Origin of the sequence: Actinomyces oricola (assembly GCF_004104015.1) — a bacterium.
GTDB classification, from domain to species: Bacteria; Actinomycetota; Actinomycetes; order Actinomycetales; family Actinomycetaceae; genus Actinomyces; species Actinomyces oricola.
In genome coordinates this window covers 45826-69076 of the sequence record NZ_RYFV01000016.1, presented here as the reverse complement: position 1 = coordinate 69076, position 23251 = coordinate 45826, and the positions used below count along the sequence as shown (strand labels likewise).

The 23251-nt window shown below is 68.4% G+C and carries 21 protein-coding genes and 1 pseudogene; 6 read left to right on the top strand and 16 right to left on the bottom strand.

Annotation, left to right across the window (positions count from 1 at the left end):
• Positions 1 to 259: 259 nt before the first annotated feature.
• Complete coding sequence (locus EUC46_RS07830) at positions 260 to 1009, top strand: LppM family (lipo)protein (RefSeq protein WP_128773618.1); 750 nt, start codon at positions 260 to 262, stop codon at positions 1007 to 1009.
• A gap of 134 nt (positions 1010 to 1143) precedes the next feature.
• On the opposite strand, the gene EUC46_RS07825 is transcribed toward EUC46_RS07830, so the two are convergent.
• Positions 1144 to 2430, bottom strand: a complete 1287-nt coding sequence (locus tag EUC46_RS07825) for an adenylosuccinate synthase (protein WP_128773617.1) — start codon at positions 2428 to 2430, stop codon at positions 1144 to 1146.
• Positions 2431 to 2651: 221 nt separating this feature from the next.
• Between EUC46_RS07825 and EUC46_RS07820 the strand changes: the two genes are divergently transcribed.
• The 3 genes from EUC46_RS07820 to EUC46_RS07810 all read left to right on the top strand — a co-directional run bounded on the left by EUC46_RS07820 (position 2652) and on the right by EUC46_RS07810 (position 6095).
• On the top strand, positions 2652 to 4022 hold the full coding sequence (locus EUC46_RS07820) for a methyltransferase domain-containing protein (protein ID WP_128773616.1): 1371 nt from the start codon (positions 2652 to 2654) through the stop codon (positions 4020 to 4022).
• A gap of 91 nt (positions 4023 to 4113) precedes the next feature.
• Complete coding sequence (locus tag EUC46_RS07815) at positions 4114 to 5493, top strand: serpin family protein (RefSeq protein WP_128773615.1); 1380 nt, start codon at positions 4114 to 4116, stop codon at positions 5491 to 5493.
• Between the two features lie 158 nt (positions 5494 to 5651).
• Entirely contained in the window at positions 5652 to 6095 is a 444-nt protein-coding gene (locus EUC46_RS07810; protein ID WP_128773614.1) for a GNAT family N-acetyltransferase, read from the top strand.
• Between the two features lie 129 nt (positions 6096 to 6224).
• Here the strand turns inward: EUC46_RS07810 and EUC46_RS07805 are convergent, their stop codons facing one another.
• The 8 genes from EUC46_RS07805 to EUC46_RS07770 all read right to left on the bottom strand — a co-directional run bounded on the left by EUC46_RS07805 (position 6225) and on the right by EUC46_RS07770 (position 13566).
• The gene (locus EUC46_RS07805; protein WP_128773613.1) at positions 6225 to 6899 is read right to left on the bottom strand and encodes an HAD family hydrolase; all 675 of its coding nucleotides are present in this window, start codon (positions 6897 to 6899) and stop codon (positions 6225 to 6227) included.
• Positions 6900 to 6901: 2 nt separating this feature from the next.
• The gene (locus EUC46_RS07800) at positions 6902 to 7444 is read right to left on the bottom strand and encodes a hypothetical protein (protein ID WP_128773612.1); all 543 of its coding nucleotides are present in this window, start codon (positions 7442 to 7444) and stop codon (positions 6902 to 6904) included.
• Positions 7441 to 8220, bottom strand: coding sequence for an HAD-IIB family hydrolase (locus tag EUC46_RS07795; RefSeq protein WP_206645936.1), 780 nt, complete (start codon positions 8218 to 8220; stop codon positions 7441 to 7443). Before EUC46_RS07795 ends, EUC46_RS07800 begins: the two co-directional genes overlap by 4 nt.
• Before the next feature lie 143 nt (positions 8221 to 8363).
• Positions 8364 to 9218 (bottom strand): PTS system mannose/fructose/sorbose family transporter subunit IID, encoded by an 855-nt coding sequence (locus tag EUC46_RS07790; RefSeq protein WP_128773610.1) that lies wholly within the window; start codon positions 9216 to 9218, stop codon positions 8364 to 8366.
• 18 nt (positions 9219 to 9236) lie between these two features.
• Complete coding sequence (locus EUC46_RS07785; RefSeq protein WP_128773609.1) at positions 9237 to 10157, bottom strand: PTS mannose/fructose/sorbose transporter subunit IIC; 921 nt, start codon at positions 10155 to 10157, stop codon at positions 9237 to 9239.
• A 66-nt stretch (positions 10158 to 10223) separates the two neighbouring features.
• Positions 10224 to 10715, bottom strand: a complete 492-nt coding sequence (locus EUC46_RS07780; protein WP_128773608.1) for a PTS sugar transporter subunit IIB — start codon at positions 10713 to 10715, stop codon at positions 10224 to 10226.
• The gene (locus EUC46_RS07775; RefSeq protein WP_128773607.1) at positions 10715 to 11158 is read right to left on the bottom strand and encodes a PTS sugar transporter subunit IIA; all 444 of its coding nucleotides are present in this window, start codon (positions 11156 to 11158) and stop codon (positions 10715 to 10717) included. Before EUC46_RS07775 ends, EUC46_RS07780 begins: the two co-directional genes overlap by 1 nt.
• 245 nt (positions 11159 to 11403) lie before the next feature.
• Positions 11404 to 13566: an NAD(+) synthase gene (locus tag EUC46_RS07770; RefSeq protein WP_128773606.1), complete on the bottom strand. Its 2163-nt coding sequence runs from the start codon at positions 13564 to 13566 to the stop codon at positions 11404 to 11406.
• Positions 13567 to 13655: 89 nt separating this feature from the next.
• Here EUC46_RS07770 and EUC46_RS07765 point away from each other — a divergent pair, with 89 nt between their 5' ends.
• On the top strand, positions 13656 to 14576 hold the full coding sequence (locus EUC46_RS07765) for a glycerophosphodiester phosphodiesterase family protein (RefSeq protein WP_164918779.1): 921 nt from the start codon (positions 13656 to 13658) through the stop codon (positions 14574 to 14576).
• A gap of 400 nt (positions 14577 to 14976) precedes the next feature.
• Here EUC46_RS07765 and EUC46_RS07760 read toward each other — a convergent pair whose 3' ends face one another.
• Both EUC46_RS07760 and EUC46_RS07755 read right to left on the bottom strand, forming a co-directional pair.
• The gene (locus tag EUC46_RS07760) at positions 14977 to 15636 is read right to left on the bottom strand and encodes a TetR/AcrR family transcriptional regulator (protein WP_241655476.1); all 660 of its coding nucleotides are present in this window, start codon (positions 15634 to 15636) and stop codon (positions 14977 to 14979) included.
• A 412-nt stretch (positions 15637 to 16048) separates the two neighbouring features.
• On the bottom strand, positions 16049 to 18742 hold the full coding sequence (locus EUC46_RS07755) for an ATP-dependent Clp protease ATP-binding subunit (protein ID WP_128773603.1): 2694 nt from the start codon (positions 18740 to 18742) through the stop codon (positions 16049 to 16051).
• Between the two features lie 328 nt (positions 18743 to 19070).
• Between EUC46_RS07755 and EUC46_RS07750 the strand changes: the two genes are divergently transcribed.
• Positions 19071 to 19253, top strand: coding sequence for an Rv0909 family putative TA system antitoxin (locus tag EUC46_RS07750; protein WP_128773602.1), 183 nt, complete (start codon positions 19071 to 19073; stop codon positions 19251 to 19253).
• Positions 19254 to 19554: 301 nt separating this feature from the next.
• Here EUC46_RS07750 and EUC46_RS07745 read toward each other — a convergent pair whose 3' ends face one another.
• The 5 genes and pseudogenes from EUC46_RS07745 to EUC46_RS07725 all read right to left on the bottom strand — a co-directional run.
• Complete coding sequence (locus EUC46_RS07745; RefSeq protein WP_128773601.1) at positions 19555 to 20301, bottom strand: hypothetical protein; 747 nt, start codon at positions 20299 to 20301, stop codon at positions 19555 to 19557.
• A gap of 18 nt (positions 20302 to 20319) precedes the next feature.
• Positions 20320 to 20772, bottom strand: a complete 453-nt coding sequence (locus EUC46_RS07740) for a collagen-like protein (RefSeq protein WP_128773600.1) — start codon at positions 20770 to 20772, stop codon at positions 20320 to 20322.
• 226 nt (positions 20773 to 20998) lie between these two features.
• The gene (locus EUC46_RS07735; RefSeq protein ID WP_128773599.1) at positions 20999 to 21586 is read right to left on the bottom strand and encodes a heat shock protein transcriptional repressor HspR; all 588 of its coding nucleotides are present in this window, start codon (positions 21584 to 21586) and stop codon (positions 20999 to 21001) included.
• Complete coding sequence (locus EUC46_RS07730; protein ID WP_128773598.1) at positions 21583 to 22617, bottom strand: DnaJ C-terminal domain-containing protein; 1035 nt, start codon at positions 22615 to 22617, stop codon at positions 21583 to 21585. The genes EUC46_RS07735 and EUC46_RS07730 overlap by 4 nt, the downstream gene beginning before the upstream one ends.
• Before the next feature lie 160 nt (positions 22618 to 22777).
• A pseudogene (locus tag EUC46_RS07725) lies at positions 22778 to 23224 on the bottom strand (nucleotide exchange factor GrpE); the annotation flags it as partial.
• Positions 23225 to 23251: the final 27 nt, after the last annotated feature.

Genomic DNA, 23251 nt, shown 5'->3' with positions numbered 1-23251 from the left:
GGATACCTTGGCCAGGACATCGAGCAGACTCTGGCGCGACAGGACCTCGATGGGGCAGGATGGCATAGCGGCGTGGCCTCACCTTCGAGGAATGCAGGACTGTTTAAGCACTATCCATCATCTCCCAAGCAGGCCACGCCGCAACCCCCGCACCCCCAGAACCCGCCATCACCCCAGGCCAGCCCCACAACAAACAACTTTGCCAAGCCCCTGCACGATGCCCAGTGACGATCGCCCGGGGCCCTGTAGACTCGCGCCCATGAGCATCCTTTCTCCCGCCAATCGCCGGCGTGCCGCGGCCGCAGCCCTGATTCCGCTCCTGGTGCTTCTGAGCGCCTGCGGCGTCACATACGACTTCAAGATCAAAAAGGACGACAGAGTCGACCTCACGTATATAATGTGGGATTCCACAGGATCCGGTTACGTCACAGAGCAGAGTTGCAGCGAAGAGGGGACGGGCGATAACTCCAACATCCCCGAGGGGGCAGAGATCACCTACAAATTCACGGAGAAGGGAGAAGAAGGGAACCCGACCTGCGAGATCAAGGCCACCAACATCCCCCTCAGCGAGTTCCGCGGCGACACCTCCATTACCCATGAAGGCAGCACCTACGTCTTCAATATGAAGAAGAGCTCTGAAATGGAGGAGTACAAGAGCGACGTTAAGAGCACTCTCTCTGTGACCTTCCCCGGGAAGGTCACAGAGCACAGTGGGAACAGCACCGTCAAGGGCAACACGGTCACCTGGGACAACTTCCTCGACGAGCAGGGCGACCTGCGCGCCGTGGGCGGGGATGGCAGCGGCTCCATGGCGCTCCTCCTCGTCGGTGGTGGGGTGCTCCTGCTGGTGGTCGTCGGCGCAATCGTTGCTGTTGTTCTGGTGAACAACTCCAAGAAGCGCAAGGCCGCCCAGCCCGCTGCCCCCATGCCGGGGCCCGGCCCCCAGCCCGGAGCCCCCATGCCAGGGCCCGGCCCCCAGCCCGGCCAGCCGCCCTTCCCCGGCCAGTGATAGTCAACGCCTCCGACAACTCGTAACGTGTGCCCTCGGCTCTCGCCGAGGGCACACGTCTTTTGTACCTCTAATGCCGCAGCCGGCCCCCGATGCGCCGCCGGCCCCGACCGGCTATGAACGGCCGGGCGCCCTCAGCCCAGCAGCGGGTGGCGGGTAATGGTGGCCTCCCGCCCCGCACCCACGCCAATGACCGAGACGCGGCAGCGGGCCAGTTCCTCAATGCGCAGCACATAGTCCTGGGCGGCCCGGGGCAGATCGGCGAAATCGCGCACGCCGGTAATATCCTGGCTCCAGCCGGGCAGCTCCTCGTAGACGGGAACGGCGTGGTGGAGATCGGACTGGGTCAGGGGCATGTCCTCGGTGCGCCGCCCGTCGACCTCGTAGGCCACGCACACCGGGATCGTTGCGTGGCCGGTAAGCACATCAAGCTTGGTCATGACCAGATCGGTCAGGCCGTTAACGCGGGCGGCGTAGCGGGTCACGACGGCGTCGTGCCAACCGCACCGGCGCGGCCGCCCAGTGGTGACCCCGTACTCGCCGCCCTCGTCGCGCAACCGCTCGCCGATGCTGTCGGTGAGTTCGGTGGGGAAGGGGCCCTCCCCCACGCGGGTGGTGTAGGCCTTGACCACACCCACCACTGAGTCAATACGGGTGGGGCCCACCCCGGTGCCGGTGCAGGCGCCGCCGGCGGTGGGGTTGGAGGAGGTGACGAAGGGGTACGTGCCGTGGTCAATGTCGAGCATGGTGGCCTGGCCGGCCTCGAAGAGCACGGTCTTGCCCGCGTCCAGGGCGTCATTAATGAGCAGGGAGCAGTCCACCACCATGGGGCGCACGCGTTCGGTGTAGGACAGGAGCTCGTCGGCGACCGCCTCAGGATCAATGGCGGGACGGTTGAAGATCTTAAGGAAAAGACCGTTCTTCTGGTCCAAGGCGCTGCGGACCTTCTGGCGCAGGATGGACTCATCAAAGAGGTCCTGGATGCGAATGCCGACACGATTCATCTTGTCCGCGTAAGTCGGGCCAATGCCGCGTCCGGTGGTCCCGATCTGGCGGGAGCCCAGGAATCGCTCAGTGGTGCGGTCCAGGGTGCGGTTATAGGAGGGGATAATGTGGGCGTTAGCGGAGATGCGCAGATTGGAGGTGTCCTTGCCGCGGGACTCAATCTCCTCAATCTCCTTGAAAAGGACCTCCAGGTCCACGACGACGCCGTTGCCAATGACGGGAACAACACCGGGGGTCAGCACGCCGGCGGGCAGGAGGTGGAAGGCGAACTTCTCCCCATCAATGACGACGGTGTGCCCGGCGTTGTTGCCCCCGTTGAACTTGACGACGTAGTCGACGCTCTGACCGAGCTGGTCAGTCGCCTTGCCCTTTCCCTCGTCACCCCACTGGGTCCCGACGACGACAACGGCTGGCATGGGCACTCCCTGGTTGTGGTGGCAGCGTGGCGGTGCGCACGCCATCGCTCAGGGTACCGGAGGTCCGTGACGCCTCCGAGACATGTCCGCACCCGGCCGACGCCCAAGCAGCCGGTCCCTCGCGCCGGGTCAGGGGCAGCCGGTCCGGGGGGCAGCCCCGGGGGCAGCCGATGTCCGCCGGGCGGCGCCTATGATTCGGGGGACCGCCGGAAGGAGACGCCATGGCCCGACGCGCCCGGGCGCGCTCGCCCCGACCAACCGGCCCTGGACCGTCCAGTCCCGTCAGTCCTGGGCTGTGCGCCTGGCACGACGCCGGCCAATGCCGCTCCTGCCCCCACCTGCCCACGCCTCTGGACCTCCAGCTGGCCGCCAAGCAGGAGAAGGTCGCAGCCCTGCTCGCTGCGGGCCCGTCCCCGGTGCCACGGAGCGCCTGGGCGCCACCGGCCTCCAGCGCCCCAACCGGCTTTCGCAACAAGGCCAAAATGGTTGTGGCCGGCACCACTGGGCGACCGACCCTGGGGATCCTCGACGCCACCGGCAGGGGCGTCGACCTGCGCTCCTGCCCCCTGCACGCCCGGGAACTTCAGGCCGCCCTCCCGGTGCTCGCCTCCCTGATCGGTTCCTTGGGGCTCATCCCCTACGACGTACCCGCCCGCCGCGGTGAGCTTAAGCACCTGCTGGTCACCGCCTCGCCCGACGGCGACCTCATGGTGCGCTTCGTGCTGCGTTCGCGACGCCATCTGCGGACACTGCGCGAGGCCCTGCCACAGCTGCACCAGCGCCTGCCGCAGCTGGCGGTGGCGAGCGTCAATATTCAGCCGGTGCACCAGGCCGTGATCGAGGGTGAGGAGGAGATCGTGCTCACCGCCTCCGACCGACTTCTCATGCGCCTGCACCTGCCCGGCCGACACCCGGCGCCCAGCGGCCCGCCGCCCGGCCCGGCCCGTTCAGCGCCCGCCCTGTCGGTGACGACGCCGATGAAGGCCGGCCCAGAGCACGGCGCCGGGCGCCCCGTCCAGCTGGTGAACGGCGAGCTGCTCCTGCACCTGCCCACACGCTCCTTCTTCCAGACCAACACCGCCGTGGCTCAGGCCCTGTACGCCACCGCCCGGGCCTGGGCGCAGGAGGGCGTCGGCGCTGAGGGCAGTCCCGCGCGCGCCCCGAGACGCGTGTGGGACCTGTTCTGCGGCGTGGGCGGCTTCGCCCTATCCCTGGCGGCCCCGGGCCGCACGATCCTGGGAGTGGAGGTCTCGACGTCGGCCATTGACGGCGCCCGCCAGTCCGTGACGCTCATGGGGCTGGACCCGGACCTGGTCCGCTTCGAGGCGGGCAATGCGCGCCTGCTCGACCCCGGGGCGGCAGACCCGCCCGACCTCTTGGTGGTCAACCCGCCGCGGCGCGGCATTGGGGCCGAGCTGGCCGGGCGGATCGAGGCCTCCGGGATAAGGCGGGTGCTCTACTCCTCCTGCAACCCTGTGAGCCTGGCGCAGGACCTGGCCCGCATGCCCTCCTTGAGGGCGCGGCGGGCCCGCCTATTCGACATGTTCCCCCACACCGACCATGCCGAGGTGCTTGTCGAACTCGTCCGCTGAACCGGAACCGTGCGGCCGGGTTGACGAGCCCGGGCATGACGGGCGGGCGCATACGGTCCCACCATGACGGCGAGAGTGCGTAGGGTGGAGTATGACTGCTTTACCCGTCGATCGTGCTCACGTACCCCCCTCGGCCCATCGTGCACCTCATGGTCGCCCCCTGGTCTCTCGGCGCGCACTGCTAGCGCTGGCTCCGGTGCTGACCGCGACGCTGGCCTCCTGCTCGGGCAGTCTTTTCGGCGGCAATCCCGCCACCGCCCTGACCTCGACCGCCACCCGGCAACAAGTCCCCCTTGCTGAGGCCCCGGCCTTGGAGGAGGCCGTGGCCGCCTGCGACGCCCTGGGCGCGGCCATGATCACCGATGCTCTCGCCCGGGCGCCCGAAGAAAACGCCCTGGCCTCGCCTTTGTCCTTGGCGCTGGCTCTAGCCCTGCTCGCCCCCGGCGCCACAGACCCCCAGAGCATTGACGCCCTGCTCGGGGCCTCCGGTCAGGATCGCAACCAGACCTGGTCGGCCATCCAGAACTCCCTGCTGCGCAACGACGTCGACGACTCCGCCCTGGAGGACTTCGATCCCCAGGAGATCCCCGAAGCGCCCCTGGTTCACGCGGCCAATCGCGTCCTGATCATTGACGACCTTCAGGTCTCCCAAACCTACCTGGACACCGTCCACCAGTGGTTCGACGCCGACACCGAGCGCGTGCCGCGCTCCCAGGCCAAGAAATCCCTGGACGCCTGGGTCAAGCACGAGACCGGCGGCCTGATCGACAAGTCGGCCATTGAAGTGACCCCCGACATAAGCTTGGTGCTGCAAAACGCGATCCTATTCGCCGCCCGCTGGCTGGAGGCCTTCGAGCCCAACCACACCGCAGAAGACTCCACCTTCACCCTGGCCAACGGCTCCACCACCACCTGTGACCTCATGCACATGACCCACTCCTTCACCCACGTCGAGGGCCAGGGGTGGGCCGCCCTGCGCATCCCCTATCTCGGCGCCCCCGACCCTAGCGGCGAGGCCTCCTTGGTCATGGACGTCATCTTGCCCCAGGCCGGCACTAGCCCCGCCGACCTGCCAGAGGAGACCTGGGCCCAGGCCTCCGCCGCCCTGGAGGCCGCAACCGATTCCGACGGCGGCGCCCGCACCGTCAATCTGGCCCTGCCCCGCCTGGACCTCGCCTCCGGGCCTACGCCCCTCATGCCACTGCTCACCAGCCTGGGCATGGCCGCCGGTCCCCTGGACAACATGGCCCCCGACCTGCGGGTCGGACAAGTCGTCCAACAAGTACGCCTTATTGTCCGCGAGGACGGCACCGTGGCCGCGGCCGTCACCGAGATTGGAGTCGAGGCCACTGCGGCAATAGACCCGCAGGATCCCATCGACTTCATTGTCGACCACCCCTATGTCCTCCGACTGTGCGACCGCGCCAACGGCGCCACCCTCATTCAGGCGGCGATTATGAACCCGGTCTAGACACTCCATGCGTGCATGGGCACCCGGTGCTCGACCGGCCCAGTGCGCCCGGGACCGCGCTGACTGTGCGGGCCGGCGAGCGGGTAGTGTGCTAGAGCCGTCGTTGGCGGCCCCGCAACCCGCCTCTGCCCAGGACAGACCCAGGAGAGATTGAGACTATGACCGTTGAGATTGTCACCGCCTCCAGCCCCGAGATCGTTGAGGCCATGGAGCGCCTCATCCCCCAGCTCTCGCGCAGCGCCCCGGCGTTGAGCGCGCAGCAGTGCGAGGACCTCGTGGCGCAGAGCGGCGTCTACCTGCTGGTCTTCCGCCCGGACGCCCCCGAGGGGCAGACCGCCCCGATCCTGGGAATGCTCACCCTGGCGACTTTCACCATCCCCACTGGCCTGCGCGCCTGGGTGGAGGACGTTGTGGTCGACGCCGACGCTCGGGGCCAGGGGGCCGGCCAGGCCCTGGTGGAGGCCGCCGTCGCCCACGCCCAGTCGCTGGGGGCGCGCACCGTGGACCTGACCTCGCGCCCCTCCCGCGAGGCCGCCAACCGTCTTTACCGCCGCGCCGGCTTTGAGCTGCGCGAGACCAACGTCTACCGCTACGCCGAGTAGCCCTCCACCCTCCCCTCCTCCAACGAAATCCTCACAGCACAGCGGCCACGGACGTTGTGCTGTGAGGATTTTGTTGGAGGGGCGGGTGGGAAGGGGAGGTTGGAGGGGCGGGTGGGAAGGGGGGCCCGGTTAGCGCTGCGCCCACAGAAGAAGGTGCGGGGTGACGGCGGCGAGGTTCTTCACCACGGTAATGCCGGGGTCACCGGGGAACACCTTGGTGCCGCCGATCTGGATGACATAGACGTCGTTGGAGCGGGCTGAGGCCGCACCGGTCGCCGAATCCTCCACGGCCACGCACTCCTGAGGGCTCAGGCCCAGCAGCTCAATGGCGGTGCCGTAGGGCACCGGGGTGGGCTTACCGGAGGCGACGTCGTCCCCCGTGACCAGCTCGACGAAGACGTCACCCAGGGCGTGGGCCACCGACTCCACAATGGGGCGCGGCGACTGGGTGACAATGACCTGGGCCAAGCCCACCTCGGCCATGGCCGAGGTGATCTCCTTGGCCCCCGGGAGCAGGGGCGGGTTCGCCTTCACAGAGGCCTCGACGTCGGCGGCAATAGTGGCGAAGACCTGGGCGGTCGCCGGGTCGTCGGGTCCTGAGGTGGCACCGGTGGAGGCAATGACCTCATGGGTGCGACGGATCGAGGCGCCTTTAATTGCGGCAACCATATCCGGGGTGACCGTTCCCCCCAGGGCCTCACAGCGCCGTTGGAAGGACTCGTCCCAGATGGGCTGGGAATCCATAAGGGTGCCATCCATGTCCCACAGGACGGCTCTCACATACGGGGTGTCAACCAGCCCCATGGTCACTCCTCCTCGCTTGCAGTGGTCGCCCCGGTGTCGTCCCCGTTCGGTTCCTGGGAACGACGGCGCTTGTCCCGGGCCGCTTTCTTCGCGGCACGACGCTCAACTTTGGCCTGCTGTTCCTTGGCCCACTCGACCTGCTCCGTCAGCCAGGCCTTCGTCGGACGGGTGAGGGTCATATTGTCCTCCAGCATGCCCTCGGCGCGCAGCACCATGAACGTCAAATAGTCGGGGTTGCGGGTGCGCCCGTACTGGCGCCGAGCCTCCTGCAGGTCCGACATGTCCCGGCGCACTTGCCGCTCAATCAGGGCGCGCCCGCCCATAACGAAGATTGCGAGCACCAGTGCCACAATGGAGCCGTAGCCCTTCGTCGGGTAATAGAGGATTATGGCGATAACCATGAGGACGGTGACCGGTTTGGCCATGGAGTAGGTCAGGCCCTCGGGACGGCCGTCGTCCCCGGTCATCCACGCACGGATCTTCGCCGGGCCCTCGGGGTCACCGCCCTTAAACCAGTCGGCGATACGACGTCCCACCTGGGTCATGAGTCCTCCTCAGCCAGAATCGAGTCGATCAGCGCGGCAATGGACGGCGTCGTCAGCTCGCAGGCCGCGGTGACCTCCGGAGGAGACCAGGGTAGAGCAACCGCGTGGTCCGCGGCCTCATGCATGGATAGATCGTTCCAGGAATCCCCAATGCTCCAAGTCTCGATCTTCTGCCCGGCCAGCGGGCCGGCCAGGAGATCGGCCAGGCCCCCGCCCTTGGAGGAGCCCGCCGGCACTACGTCGAGGAACTCCTGATTGCGGTACACCTCGATCTGGGAGCCGTAGCGACCCAGAAGATCGTCGACAATGCGGTCGCGCTCGGCGTCGTCAACCACGCGCATGGGCACCCCGATGAAGCGATGCGCGGCCATGCTCTCGACATTCATGGGAACGAAGACTTGGAGGATCGGTGAGACTTCGTGCAGGGTGTCGGCCAGGATGTAGTCGGTCTCAATGGTGGTGGCGAAAACCGTGATCTGCGGAACGTCCACGAGTCGAGCCACGATCTCCTGGGCGAGTCCCTCGGGCAGGTAGCGGGCGGACAGGGGCTGGTAGTCGCCATCAGTGATGACGGCGCCCGTGAAGGTCACCGCATAGTCAAAGGTGACACCGCAGGGCTCCATGGTGTCGCGGGTGGCGAAGACGGACTTGCCGGTGTCGACGACCAGCAGGTGCCCGGCGGCCCGCCAGCGGTCCATGGCGGCAAGGTCCTCGGCGCCGACCCGCCGGTTGAACAAGATGGTGCCGTCGAGGTCGGTGGCGATGAGCTTGCGCACGGGGTCTCCTCCTGGGGCGCGGGGACATGGGGTCTTACGTGTCTGCCCGGGGCGGGGCGGGGGTCGGCGGAGTGCTGGCCGACGGTGCGGCGCGGGGCCACCGGGAGGTTCCCGGCGGCCCCGCGTCCGTGGTGCGAGCTGGTTCAACCGAGCCAGCCCGTCCAGCGTCCAATAATGCCCACGATGAACATGCCGAGGATGATCCATAGGGCGTTCACTTTCTTGCGCAGCAGCCACATGCACAAGAAAGTCAGACCCAGGGCGGCGCATCCGGGCAGCAGCGAGTCAAGGATCGACTGGACAGTGGTCTCGGTGACCGTGCCATCGTCGGCCGTGACCGAGGAGACCACGCCGGGGAATTTAATGGTGGTCCACTTGGCCACCAGGGCGCCCATGACGAACAGACCCATAATGGCCGCCATCTGGGTGATCTTCTTGAGCTGGCCGCCGCCGACCTCGGAAACGAGCTCGGTGCCGCGCTCGTAGCCGAACTTCAGGCCGTACCAGCGGATGAGGACGCGCAGGATATTAATGCCCAAGAAGAAGACGAGCGGGCCCACAATCGAGCCATTGAGCGCCAGGGAGGCGCCCAGGGCCGCGAGTACGGGGCGAGCGGTGCCCCAGAAGATGGGGTCGCCGACGCCGGCCAGAGGGCCCATGAGACCCACCTTGACGTTGGTGATGGTGTCATCACCAATGTCCTCGCCCTTGGAGCGCTTCTCCTCCATGGCGGCCACCACGCCGAAAACCACTGAGGAGACCCAGGGGTGGGTGTTGTAGAACTCCAGGTGGCGCTTGAGAGCGGCCGCCTGCTCGGTCTTGCTGTTCGGGTAGAACTTCTTGATCGCGGGCATGAGCGTGAAGCAGAAGCCCATGGCCTGCATGCGCTCGAAGTTGAAGGAGCCCAGCAGGGTTGTCGAGCGCCAGTACATGGAGCCCAGGTCGCGGGTGGTCAACAGACGATCAGAGGTCTTGTCCGGAGCCGTCGCAGTAGTCATCTCAGATTCCTTTCCGGCTCAGTCGAGCTCGTCGTCGAGGTCGTCGTCCAGACCACCGCCGCCACCGCCGGCCGCCGCCTGCGGCAGGCTGACGGTCTCATGGAACTGGGGGTTGAGCTGGACGTAGATGACCGCCAGGCAGGCGCCGAGGATGCCCAGGGCCACCAGGGTGACTCCGGTGGGCACGGTGGTGACGACCCAATTGGCCATCTCCCCGGCCCCCTCCTTGCCGGCCAGGGGGTCACTGACGGAGCCGGAGCCGGCCATTGTGGTGGAGAAGGTGGCGAACACGAAGCCCAAGAAGAAGAAGGGCATGAGTGAGCGCGCCTTCATCATATTGATGACCATGGCGTAACCGACGACCACAATAAAGCCACCGGCGATGCCCAGACCCTCGCTAACCACCTTGGGAATGGCTTCCAATGCATTTTGGACCGCGTCGCCGGAGGCGAGGACCGCCACGGCCGCAGTGGGCACGGCCACGCGCAGGCCCTGGAGCGCCAGGGCTATGAAATGCATGGTGATAATGCCGTTGTAATTGGCTTTCTCCGCGAAGCGGTCCGCTTGGTGGGCGAAGAAGATATTAATGGTCCGCACGAAGATCGTGAGCGCCTGACCGGCCACGGCCAGCGGCACGGCCAAGCCGATCGCCTCACCGGTTTCCTGGCCGCCGGCAATGGCGATGACGGTGGAGACGGTGGAGGCCAGGGCGGCGTCGGGGGCCATGGCGGCGCCGACGTTCATCCACCCCAGGGCCACGAGCTCAAGGGAGCCGCCAACCACAATGCCGGTGGTCAGGTCTCCCATGACCAGGCCGGTGAGGGTGCAGGCGACGAGCGGACGGTGGAACTGACGCTCATCCAAGACGCTGGCCATGCCCGCGACGAATGCCACGAGGGCTACCAGGACGATCTGGATGACGCTAATGTCACTTTGCATAGGAGTGCTCTCTCATGAGGGACGGGGCGGAGGGCTGCTGGACGGTGCGCGCGCCTGGGCGGCGGCTCACGCGAAGCCCTTGGAGGAGAGGGCGGGCATGAGGTCGGAGCGACCGGTTGAGGGAACCTGCTGGATGTACTGGGTGATCCCCCGTTTGTCGATCTCCTTGAAGGCCTCCACATCCTCGTCGGAAACGTAGACGGCCTGAGAGAGCTGCTTGGTCCCCTGCTTGAAAGTCATGCCTCCGACATTGACCTCCTTGACGTCCACTCCCAGGTCCAGGAGGCGAACAATGTCAGCGGGGGTCTCAACGACGATGACCGCCTTGAGGTTGGCGTACTTGGGGTTCTTGAAGACGCGGGCGGCCTTCTCCACGCCCAGGACGTGCACCTTGATCTTGCCGCCACCGGTCTGAAGTAGGAGGGTCTTGCGCAGTTCATCGCTGGCAGCGCCGTCGGAGACTGCCAGAACAGCCTCAGCGCCCAGGGTGCCGGCCCAGTTATTGGCGACCTGGCCGTGGACCAGTCGAGAGTCAATGCGCATGAGCTTGATGTCCATCAGAGCTCGTCTCCTTCATCGTCGTTGTCGTTATCGGGGGAGGTCGGGGTGAAGACCTGGGAGAGAACCTTGACCCCGTTGGCGCCGGCAGTGCTCGCCACCTCGACGAGCTCGGCCAGGTTGCCGCCGAGCATGCGGCGCCCCAGAACCTCGACGAGCATCGGCAGGTTGACGCCAGTGACGACGTCGGCGTCATCACGGGCGGCAGCGAAACGGGCTGCGGCGTTGTAAGGGCTGCCGCCGAAGAGGTCGGCGAGGATCAGGTACTGATCACTCGGAGAGGCCTCAACTGCGGCTGCGTACTTGGCGAGAAGGTCGTCGGGACCCTCCGAAGGGTCAAAGGTGACGGCGACGACGTCGTCCTGCGGGCCTGCGATCATGGCCGAGGAGGCGACGAGCCCCTCAGCCAGGTGACCATGGGCCGCGACAATGACTGCGACCATATGCACTCCTCCATGTCTTGTGCGCGCCACCCGGGACTCGGATGGCGTGCGCGTGCATCTCAGAGGTTATCTGGCTCACAGGGGCCCTCGCGAGCGGTTGACGCACCAAGATTCACCCAGACGTTCAGTTGTGACATAGTTCACATTCTCCTCCGTGAGGAGGAGACCCTCTCATCCCGGGGGACGAGCACGCCCAGTCGCCCTCCCGGACGACTGCGCACGACTGCGCACCATTGCCGCGCCCCTCAGGCGGTGGGCACATTGCGCTCCAACTCTGCCAGCCATGCCGTGGCGGAGGCGTCCGAGGGCATCCGCCAATCCCCCCGCGGGGACAGCGAGCCGCCGGCCACCACCTTGGGGCCGTTGGGCAAAGTGGAGCGCTTGAACTGATTGGCGAAGAAGCGCCGGTAGAACAGCACCATCCACCGTCGGATCTCCGGCAGCTGGTAGGCCCGGCGCTCCCCCTCGGGCAGGCCCTGCGGCCAGTTCCCCGCCTCGGCGTCCCCCCAGGCCTTCTGGGCCAGGAAGGCAATACGGCTGGGGCGGCTGCCGCGGCGCAGCACGTGCCACAAGGTGAAGTCCTGGAGGGCGTAGGGGCCGATCCTGGCCTGGGTGGACTGAATGGGCTCCGAATCGGAGGCGGGCACGAGCTCGGGGCTGATCTCGGTGTCCAGGATGGATAGGAGCGTGCGCCCCACGGCGTCGTCGAAGAGCCCCTCGGCCACCACCCAGCGGATGAGGTGCTGAATGAGGGTCTTGGGGATGCCGGCGTTCACCCCGTAGTGGGCCATCTGATCCCCCACCCCGAACGTGCACCACCCCAGGGCGAGCTCGGAAAGATCCCCGGTGCCCAGAACAATGCCGCCACGGGCGTTGGCAATGCGGAAGAGGAAGTCCGTGCGCAGGCCGGCCTGGACGTTCTCGAAGGTGACGTCGTAGAGGTCGCGGTGCGTCACGCCGTCGGGCAGCCGGCCGGTTGCGGCGAAGGCGCCGTAGGGGTGCCCCATGGATGCGAGCATTTGCTCGGCGGCGGGGCGAATATCCAGCTCCTCGAAGCGGCAGCCCAGGCCGCGCGCCAGCTCCTCGGCGTTGCGGCGGGTGGTCGCCGAAGTGGCGAAGCCGGGCATGGTGATGGCATGGATGTCGCTGCGCGGGCGACCCAATCGATCCATGGCGCGGGCGGCCACAATGAGGGCGTGGGTGGAGTCCAGGCCGCCGGAGACCCCGATGATGAGTCGAGGATTGCCAATGGCGCGCAGGCGCTGAACCAGGCCGGCCACCTGGATGGAGTAGGCCTCGTAGCAGTCCTGGGCCAGGCGGGCGGGATCGTTGGGCACGAAGGGGAAGCGGTCCACGCTGCGGCGCAGCCCGATGTCCGTGCGGGGGACCCGGCGCGACCCGGGAGCGATGAGTACGCGCTCAAAAACCGCGGCCCGGCCCCCATCCCCCTCGGGCCGGACGACGCTGCGGCGGTTGTCCGCGAAAGTGCCCTGGCGCAGGCGCTCGGCGCGCAGGCCCTCCAGGTCGACGTCGACCACGGTGGCGCGCGGCCCCTCCGGGAAGCGCTCGCTGTGGCCCAGGAGGATGCCGTTCTCGTAGACGAAGGTCTGGCCGTCCCAAGCCAGATCCGTCGACGACTCGCCCTGGCCGGCGGCGGCGTAGAGGTAGGCGGCCAGACCGCGGGCCGAGGAGGCCCGGGCCAGGAGCTGACGATCCTCCGCCCGGCCCACGGTAATCGGTGAGCCCGAGATATTGACCAGGACGCAGGCTCCGGCCAGCGCCGCCAGGGAGGAGGGCGGCACGGGCACCCACATGTCCTCGCAAACCTCGACGTGGAAGGTCAGGCCGGCGACGTCCTGGACCTCGAACAGGAGGTGGGGCCCGAAGGGGACCCGCTCCCCCGTGCCGCCCCCGACACCGGGCAGATCAATGCGCCCGGGCGAACAGCCGTGCCCCTGCCCGGCAGCGAAGTGCCGCCCCTCGTAGAACTCCCGGTAGGTCGGCAGGTAGGACTTCGGGACCACCCCGTGCACCGTGCCGCCGCCAATGACGACGGCGCAGTTGCACAGGCGCTCACCCACCCTCAAGGGGGCGCCCACCACCAGGGTCGGCAGGATCTCCTCACTGGCCCGACGGACGGCCTCGATAGCGGTCAGGACCTCGCTCAGCAGGACGTCCTGAAGAAGAAGGTCGTCGATGGCATAGCCGGTCAGGCTCAACTCGGGGAAAGCGGCCAGGCACACGCCGTCGGCCCCCAGGATGCGGGCCTGCTCCACGATGGCGGCGGCGTTCGCGGTCGGGTCCGCGGGCACGACGGGCAGGGTCACGGCGGCCACGCGGGCAAAACCCTGGTCGTAGGCGGAGCTGAAACAGATAGCCGGGCTCGCGGCGGTGTCCTGGGGGGTCATGGGCTGAATCCTCCCACGCACCGGTGCATGATCGGCCCATGGTTGCGCCACGCCCCATCGCCTTTCGGCCGCTTGCCCACCCTCACCCAGTGCCGGCCGGCACCCGCCTGGTCCTGGCCCATCGGGGTGCCAGTGCTCTGGCGCCGGAGAACACCCTGGCCGCCTTCCGGGCCGCGGCCGACGCCGGCGCGCGCTGGATCGAGCTCGATGTGGACGTCCTGGGCGACGGCACCCTCATTGTCATCCACGACTCGCTCCTGGAACGCACCACCAATCGCACCGGCCCCTACTACGACCTCACCGCCGCCGACCTGCCGGCGCTGGACGCCGGCTCCTGGTTCACACCCGAAAGGCCGCCGGCCGGCGACCCGGGGCCCGAAGGCGCGGCCCCCGGCGGCACCAGCGCCGACGGCGCCCCCGGCGCCGCCCTCGCGCTCACCATCCCCGCCCCCGCGCCCGGCGCCGCCCCCGCGCCCAGCGCCGCCCCCGCACCCAACTTCGACACGACCCCATTCGCCGGGGAGGGCGTGCCCACGCTGCCGGCGGTCCTCGACCTGGCAGCCCAGCGGCACCTGAACGTCAATATTGAGCTGAAGTCCTGCCAGGCGGGGGCCACGGCCTGCTCATTGCTGGTCGACGGCGTCGCCGAACTCATTGACGAGCAGGCGCGGCGCGCCCCGGACTGCGAGGTGCTGGTCTCCTCCTTCAACCCGCTGCTGCTGGAGCGGATGGGACGACGACGCCCGGGCACGCCCCTGGCAATTCTCACCCGGGTGGGGCTGCTGGGCGATGACTGGCGCTCCTATGCCGAGATGCTCGGCGTCCAGGCCATCAATCCGGCGAACACCGGCCTGGAGCGCTCTCGCGTTGAGGAGATTCGCGCGCTCGGTTATGGGGTGAATGTGTGGACCGTCAACAACCGGGCGCGCGCAGAGGAGCTTTTCACCTGGGGCGCCACCGGAATTTTCACCGATCGCATCCATGAGTTTGGCGACCTGGCATGCCCCTGAGGGCTCTCGAGGAGGGCCGCTCAACACCTTTGGGTGGCGCAGGTCACGGCATTACACCCCTGTCATCCAATCGTTTCCGAGCCGTTATATTCAGAAGCCGTCTGGCGGTATGCAATCGGCCTCCAGTCGCCTAGTATGGAGCCCGTCGGAACGCTCTCGGCACGAGGAGATCAGGGACTCCGATGACCTGCCGAGGCGTTCGGGGATAGCGCGATTCAGGGACCGCGCCCCCGACGCCGACAGAGGCCTCGCACTTCTTAGTGCGAGGCCTCTTGGCGTTCCGGCTGGCATTCCGGCACCCGCCCCGTCCAACCCGGCCCGCACAAGGCGGCGAGGCGGCCGATCCGGGGCCCGCGACGCCAGGGGTGCCCGGCCGGGGCGGGAATGCGATGGGGGCCGATCAGGGTGCGCGGGTTCCGGTCGGCCCCAGGCACCACAGGGCCTTAAGACTCTCGACGTACAGGCGCATCTCCCCCACCATGTCGGTGTCCAAGACCGCCTTGGCCCCATTATCCGGCGTGGTCGCACACAACCATTGGAGGCGCAGGCCGTCGGACAGGGCCGTCAGGCTGCGGGCCACCGCCACCGAGGGCATCTCCGGGCGCACGGTCCCAGCCTCCTTGCCCCGTTCAAAGGCCTCCGCGAAACGGGTGATGGCCCGCACCAGGTGCTCCACCATCCAGTGGTGGGCCGGGTGGGAAACGTCCAACACTGACGGGGCCGTCGCCGAGTAGATGGCCACAAGATCCCGACGGCGAATGTGGCGCTCCATGAGCAGCAGCCAGTTATCGAGCAGGACCCACGGGTCCAATGCGTCTTCCGGGCCGGCGGACCCGGCGGGGCTTTCGGAGTCCCAGCGCTCCAGAACCTTGACGAAAAGCTCCTCCTTGGAGGAGAAGTGGTGCAGGAGCCCGGCCTTGGAGATGTCGGCCGCTGCCGCAATGTCAGCCAACGACGTTCCCGAGTAGCCTCGCCCGCCGAAGAGGGCGACGGCCTCGCGGAGGATCCTCTCGCGTTTGTTCTCGCTTCCCGCTTTGGGCCTGCCCGGCCCCCGTCTCATCCTGGCGGATCCAGAGGCGGGCGGGCTGGGCTCGGGCGTCCTTGCAGGATTCATATCCGTATTTTGACACTGGCCTCCGCGCCGGGCACCCTCCTGCTACAGGAACCGGGGGAAAGAATCCCGGTGAGGCCGCCCCGCACAGTGCCGGCCCCTCCTGCTGCAGGACCAGAGGCCACACCACGGACACCGCAGACACCTGCGGACACCCGCGGACACAACGAAGACGGGCGGGTTCCTCGGCAGATGCTGCCGAGGAACCCGCCCGCGGCCCACAGGGGTCACGCGCAGGCCGAGCGCGGCCTCCCGCGGCCGGCCCAGCCGGCTCGCTACCGGCCTAGCCGACCCGGCCCAGCCGGTTCGCTACCGGCCCAGCCGACCCGGCCCAGTCCGCGGCCGGTTCGCACAGTCAGCCTCACACGGCGCTGGTGGCGCTGGGCACCCACGCCTCCCCGCGGGCGGTGAGAACCAGACCGGCGTGGGCGCCGTCGGGACTGAGATCAACGACGACCTCCTGTCCGTCGAGCACCTCCCCGGCCAGGATCATCTTGGCCAGCTCGTCCCCGATCTGGCGCTGAACCAGGCGACGTAAAGGCCGGGCCCCGAAGGAGGGGTCGTAGCCCTCGTCGGCGAGCCAGGCGCGGGCCGCATCAGTCACCGTGAGTGTGAGACGACGGTCGGCCAGGCGGTCAGCCATCTTTACCAGCTGGATCTCCACGATCCGCCCCAGTTCCTGCTTGCTCAGAGGATCGAAAACAAGAGTGTCGTCCAGGCGGTTAAGGAACTCGGGCTTAAAGGCCGCGCGCACCCTGGCCATGACCTCATTGCGCTTCTCCTCGGGGCTGAGCAACGGGTCAATGAGGAACTGTGAACCCAGGTTGGAGGTGAGCACCAGGATCGTGTTACGGAAATCCACGGTACGGCCCTGGCCATCGGTCAGGCGCCCGTCGTCGAGGACCTGCAGGAGGATGTCGAAGACCTCGGGGTGGGCTTTCTCCACCTCATCGAGCAGGACCACCGAATAGGGGCGTCGCCGCACGGCCTCGGTGAGCTGCCCGCCCTCCTCGTAACCAACATACCCGGGAGGGGCGCCCACAAGTCGAGCCACGGAGTGCTTCTCGGAGTACTCGGACATGTCAATGCGCACAATGGCGCGCTCGTCGTCGAAGAAAAAGTCCGCCAGGGCCTTGGCCAACTCGGTCTTGCCCACGCCGGTGGGCCCCAGGAAGAGGAAGGAACCGGTGGGCCGGTCGGGGTCGGACACGCCCGCCCGCGAGCGCCGCACGGCGTCGGCCACGGCGGCCACAGCCGTCTTCTGGCCAATGAGACGCCGGCCAATGACGGACTCCATCTCCAGGAGCTTGGCGGTCTCGCCCTGCAGCAGGCGGCCCACGGGGATGCCGGTCCAGGAGGCGACAACCTCAGCGATCTCGCCGGCGCCGACCTTCTCGGCGATCATGGGCTCGGGCGCACTCTCGCGGGCGACGCCGTCGGGCCCAATGACGGCGGCCTCGGAGGCCTCGGCGTCGCGGATCTGCTTCTCCAGGGCGGGCATCTCACCGTAACGCAGGCGCCCGGCCTCCTCGAAGGAGCCCTCGCGCTCGGCCAGGTCGGCACGGGTGCGCAGCTCGTCGAGGGCGGCGCGCAACTCACCAATCTTGTTGTGGCCGGCCTTCTCCGCCTCCCAGCGAGCGTTGAGGGCGGTCAGGCGCTCTGAGGCGTCGGCGAGCTCGGCGCGCAGGCGCTCCAGGCGCTCCGCGGCGGCGGGATCGGCGTTCTGGCCCTCGGAGTCCAAGGACTCGGCGAGGTAGGACTCCTCCATGGTCATGCGCTCGACGCGACGGCGCAGCTCGTCGATCTCCACGGGGCTGGAGTCCAGCTCCATGCGCAGGCGGGAGGCCGCCTCGTCAATGAGGTCAATGGCCTTGTCGGGCAACTGGCGGCCGGTGATGTAGCGGTCGGACAGGGAGGCCGCGGCCACCAGGGCGCCGTCGGATATGGTGACCTGGTGGTGGGCCTCGTACTTGGGGGCGATGCCGCGCAGGATCGCCACCGTGTCGCTCACGGAGGGCTCCCCCACGAAGACCTGCTGGAAACGCCGCTCCAGGGCGGGATCCTTCTCCACGCGCTCGCGGTACTCGTCCAGGGTGGTGGCCCCCACCAGGCGCAGTTCGCCGCGGGCCAGCATGGGCTTGAGCATATTGCCGGCGTCCATGGAGGATTCGGCCCCCGAGCCTGCTCCCACCACGGTGTGGAGCTCGTCAATGAAGGTGATGACCTCGCCGTCGGAGTCCTTGATCTCCTTGAGAACTGCCTTGAGGCGCTCCTCGAACTCGCCGCGGTACTTGGCCCCGGCGACCATCCCGGCCAGGTCCAGGGCGATAATGCGCTTGCCGCGCAGGGAGTCGGGGACGTCGCCGGCGATGATCCGCTGGGCCAGTCCCTCGACGACGGCGGTCTTGCCGACGCCGGGCTCGCCAATGAGGACGGGGTTGTTCTTGGTGCGCCGGCTCAGCACCTGGACGACGCGGCGGATCTCGGCGTCGCGGCCAATGACGGGGTCGAGCTTGCCCTCAGCGGCGGCCTTGGTGAGGTCGGTGCCGTACTTCTCCAGGGACTTGTAGGTGCCCTCGGGGTTGGGGGAGGTCACGCGTGCGCCGCCGCGGACCGTGGGCAGGGCCTGGCGCAGGGCGGCGGCGGTGGCGCCGTTGTCCTGCAGCAGGCGGGCGACGGGGTCGGAGGTGGGGCCGGCGGCCAGGCCTATGAGCAGGTGCTCGGTGGAGATGTAGTCGTCCCCCAGGTTCTTGGCCTCGGTGGCGGCGGTCTCCAGGGCGGCCAGGAAGGCGCGTGAGGGCTGGGGCTGGCTCACCGAGGATCCTGAGGAGGAGGGCAGGGAGGCCAGGATGCGGCGGGTGGCCGCGCCAATGGTGGTGCGCGAGGACGGCTCCGGGTTGAGGGCGGCGAGTAGGCCGAGGGCCACGCCGTCCTCCTGGGTCAGGAGCTCGGCGAGCAGGTGGGCGGTATCGATTTGCGGATTGCCGGCCGCCGCCGCGGCCTGCATTGCTCCGGAGATCGCCTCCTGGGAGCGGGTGGTGTAGTTGGTGTCCATGGGACCTCCTTGGGTGATGTCGTGGGGCGACGGCGGTGCGCCGCGCGGTCTGACCGGTTCAACCCACCACAACTTGAGTCTATTCCGCTCAACTCTGTTCGCGGCTTGTGTGCAGCGCACCATGCTCCCCTCCTGCCCCTCCTCCCCTCCCCCCTCCAACGAAATCCTCACAGCACAACGTCCGTGGCCGTTGTGCTGTGAGGATTTCGTTGAAGAGAGGGGGAGGGAAGGGGGACCAGGGCCTTACCTGGCGGGAACCGGTCTGGCCTGGCACGATCGGCAGCGACCGCCGTCACCCGACTGCGGCACCCGCACAAGGAGACCACGCATGGGACTTGACAACCTCAAGAAGGCGGCCACCGGGGCCCTGTCCTCCGAGAAGGGCGAGAAGATCAGCGACCAGGTGCTCGACAAGGCCGGTGAGGCCGCCAAGAAGGCGACCGGGGGGAAGTTCTCCTCCCAGGTCGACGCCGCCCGTGACGCCGCTGACAAGGCCATTGGCACCGAGTGACCATAACCATGTGGCCGACCATGTGACCCTGCCTGATAGCCCCTGCAGCACCGAGTGGCCGGGCCACAGCCAGCCGCCTCGGTAATAGCCGGGGCCGCCTCAGTGCTGGCTGAGACGGCCTCAGTGATGGCCGCCTCAGTGATGGCCGCCTCAGTGATGGCCGCCTCAGTGATGGCCGCCTCAGTGATGGCTGAGACGGCCTCAGTGATGGCCGCCTCAGTGATGGCCGGGGGCCGGAACGTCCTGTTCCGGCCCCCGGCCATCACTGCGCAGTACGTGGCAGTGCGTGAAAGTACGCGGTTCAGCGCCGCCTTCGCGAGCTCAGGGCCCGGACACCGCCGGCAACAGTCAGACCAAAGCCCAGCAGCGAGCACGCACCCGCTGCCAGGATCACAGTCCCGGCCGCGGGAACGCGGCTCACGTCCACAGTTGGACCGACGACCACTCCCGTCGTCCCACCGGGACAACTCACGATGTAGGTCCCGGTGGTGGATGCGGCAAAAGCGGCGTAGTTGGTAATCCCCTCCCCCAGACCCTCCAGGGGAAGGCTGTTGCCGGCGGGGTCGGTCACTGAGCATTCCAGGATCGAGCCCGCCAGTGACGGGGAATACAGGGCCCAGTTGCTGCCCTGCTCCAGATAGACAGTACCGGTCTCGCCCAGGGCCGCGCCGGCGGACAGGGGCCCCTCCACGACATAGAGGAGCGCCCCAACGGTCATGGCGAAGGGCACCAGCAGCATAACGATCAGGCCGGCAACCAGCAGGCGCCAGCGTCTGAGCGGTGTCTGCTCGGCATGACCCCACGTGGGCCCTGCGGCAGTGGATTCCCCTGTCCCGACCGGTGCGGCCCGCCCCTGGAGGCCGGGCCCGGCAGTCGGGTCGGCTTCAGTGCCGACGACGCCCGAGACAGTCCTCGTTGGGCGTCGGCCGGAGGAGCTGGAATCCGGGGCCGGGAGCCGGTGCTCACGGCGGTAGGCGTCAAGCTCCTCCTGGCTGAGACGACGACCGTACTTCGGCTCACCGTCCTCGGTCTCGTAGGAGCCCGCCACCAGTAGTCCTCCGCGCGCTCAGGCCTGCGGGCCCTCGCCCTTGGGCGCCGTGTTGCGGACCAGCTCAATAATCATGCGGAAGATGAAGAGCTGGACCAGGGCGGCGGCGGCGCCGACAATGAGCGTCGAGAAGAAGCGCACGATATCGGCACCCGTGGTGCCGTAGTCGTTGGCGAGGTTCATGACCGCCAGGATGACGTTGAAGAACCAGTCCAGGCCGTAGGCGACCATGGCCACAATGAACAGCAGATTGCCGTACTTGGCGGCGAAGGCGCGGGTGGAGTTCATGAGGTTGCTGACGAAGGACTCCCCTGAGGCGGCCTGAACCGGGGCACCGGCGTAGGGGGCCTGCGCCTGGCCCGGCTGAGCGTACTGCCCCTGGGCTGCATACTGGCTGGTGGCCGGAGCAGGAGCGGAGGAGGCGGACGGCTGCTGAGGGAAGGGCTGTCCGGGATACTGGGGCTGAGTCATGATGAGATCTTCTTCCTTCACATTCGAGGGACGCCCACAGCGTACCCGTCTCTTGGGGCGCAGCGAACACGGGTCCGCCCTCAGGACCCTACCGCGGGCTCCGCACGCCCCTCGCCGGGCTGTTCTGGCCGCGATTCTGACCGCGATGGCCATGTGGACGAATGTGGGCAGGGCCACGGTTCTGCTCACTTACGGAGCGCCCGCATGCAGAGCGCTGCGCTGCGCCTCACCGGCCGTAATGCAGGATCAGGGCGGTGCCCGGGGCCGCCGGACGGCTGGCGGCCCCCGTGGCCGTGCGGGCGGCGTCCTCCGCCGGCCGGGCGGGCCCCGCCCTCCCCGCGGCCGCCCCGACCGTTGTCCGAGAGGCACTCACCCCGGCTCCTCCCATGGTGCTCGCGCCGGGGCGACCCACGGGCCGCCCTGAGCGGCCGGGCACGACCTGCACTTCGCCGTCGGCCGCCGCGGCGAAGATCCGTTCAGCGGCGGCCTGCCGCAGCCGCAGGCCCCGGTTCTCCGCCTCCAGGCGCTCCACTCGCCGCTCCAGCTCCAGGATGCGGCGAATCCCCTCCAGGTTGACCCCGTCCTGGCTGAGGGCCTGGACGCGACGCAGGCGCTCGACGTCGCGGTGGGAGTAGCGCCTGCCCCGCCCACTGGTGCGGGCCGGGATGACCAGGCCCAGGCGGTCGTACTGGCGCAGGGTCTGCGGGTGCATGCCGGCGAGGTCCGCGGCCACGGAGATGACGTAGACAGCCCGCTCGGCGGCGTCGTCGGCCAGGAAATCCACCCCCTGGCCGGTGCGGCGCCGGGGGCTCATTGGCGGGCCTCGCTCATGAGGTCGGCGCGCGGATCGAGGCCCCCCATGGCGGTGTCGAAGGCCTCCAGGGCCTTCTTGGCCTCCTTGGAGAGCCGCTTGGGAACAGCCACCTGCACCGTGACCAGCAGGTCGCCGGTCTTCTTGGCGGTGTCCGCGCCCTTACCGCGCAGACGCAGGACTGTGCCCGACGGCGTCCCGGGGGCGATTCGCACCTTGGAGGTGGAGCCGTCCAGCAGGGGGACCTCGACGGTGGCGCCCAGGGCGGCCTCCTTGAGGGTCACGGGCAGGTCCATGCGCAGGTTGGTGGGTTCAGTCGGGTCAATGGAGTAGACCGGGTGCTTGGCCACGCTAATGGTCACCACCATGTCCCCATTCTCCCCGCCGTTCATGCCGGGGCGGCCCTTGCCGCGCAAGCGGATCTTCTTGCCCGAGTGGACCCCGGCGGGGATGCGCACCTTCATGGTGCGTCCGTCAGCCGTGAGTTCCACGGTGGTTCCCGCCACGGCGTCGCGCAGGTCCAGGGTAGCTGAGGTGACCACGTCGGGCCCCTTGACCGGCTGCGGGGTGCCGAAACTCCCGAAGCCGAAGCGCCCCGGCCGGCCGCCCGAACGCGTGGGGCTGGGGGTGCCGCCGAACATGCGCAGCAGGTCGTCGAGGTCCGGCTCCCCGGCGCCGCCGGAGGTCTCGAAGCGGACCGAGCCGCTCTGGCCGCCGAACATGGAGGAGAAGATGTCCTCGAACCCGCCTGCGCCCGCGCCGCCGCCGGGGCCGCCGGCGGTGAACCGGGCCCCGCCCCCGGCCATGGAGCGGATGGCGTCGTACTGCTGGCGCTCCTTGGAGTCTGAGAGCACCGCATAGGCCTCGCCGATCTCCTTGAACCTCTCTGCCGCCGCGGCGTCGTCGGGGTTGCGGTCGGGGTGGTATTTCTTGGCGAGCGTGCGGTACGCCTTCTTAATGGCGGTGGCGTCGGCGTTCTTGTCGACGCCGAGGACCGCGTAGAAGTCCTTGGTCATCCAGTCCTGACTGGCCATTGCGTCACCGCCTCCTCATCCGGGTGATCGTAGGTGCATTCCTTACGTGTGCTGTGTTTTTTACGGTCATTCTTCTTGCCTTCCCAGCCGTGCGGCGCCCGCTCCGCTCCGACGGCGGGGCCCGGCATGTGCGCTCCGGGCCCCGCCATTGGGCAGCGGGTCAGGCCGGGTTGGCGACCTGGACTCGGGCGGCGCGCACGACCTTCTCGCCCAGGCGGTAGCCCGGCTGGAGGACCATGGCGACGGCGGGCTCGGTGACCTCGCTGGACTCCACCGCCATGAGGGCCTCGTGGAGCATCGGGTCGAAGACGTCGCCGACCTCTCCGAAACGCACGAGGCCGAACTTCTCACCGAGGATCGACTCGAGCTTGGTGGCCGTGGTCTCGAAAGGACCGGTGAGGTCCCCGTGCTGACGGGCCAGCTCGATCTCATCGAGGACCGGGATGAGCGCCTCGACGACGCCGACGGCGCCGGCCTCGCGGTGCCCGGCGGCCGCCTCGCGCGAGCGGCGCACGAAACCCTGGTACTCCTGCTGGAGGTTGTACAGGTCCGCGCGGGCGCGGGCCAGGTCGTCCGTCAGCTGTGCGGCCTCGGCCTGGGCCGCGGCCGGCCCAGCCCGCGGCCGGCCCAGCCC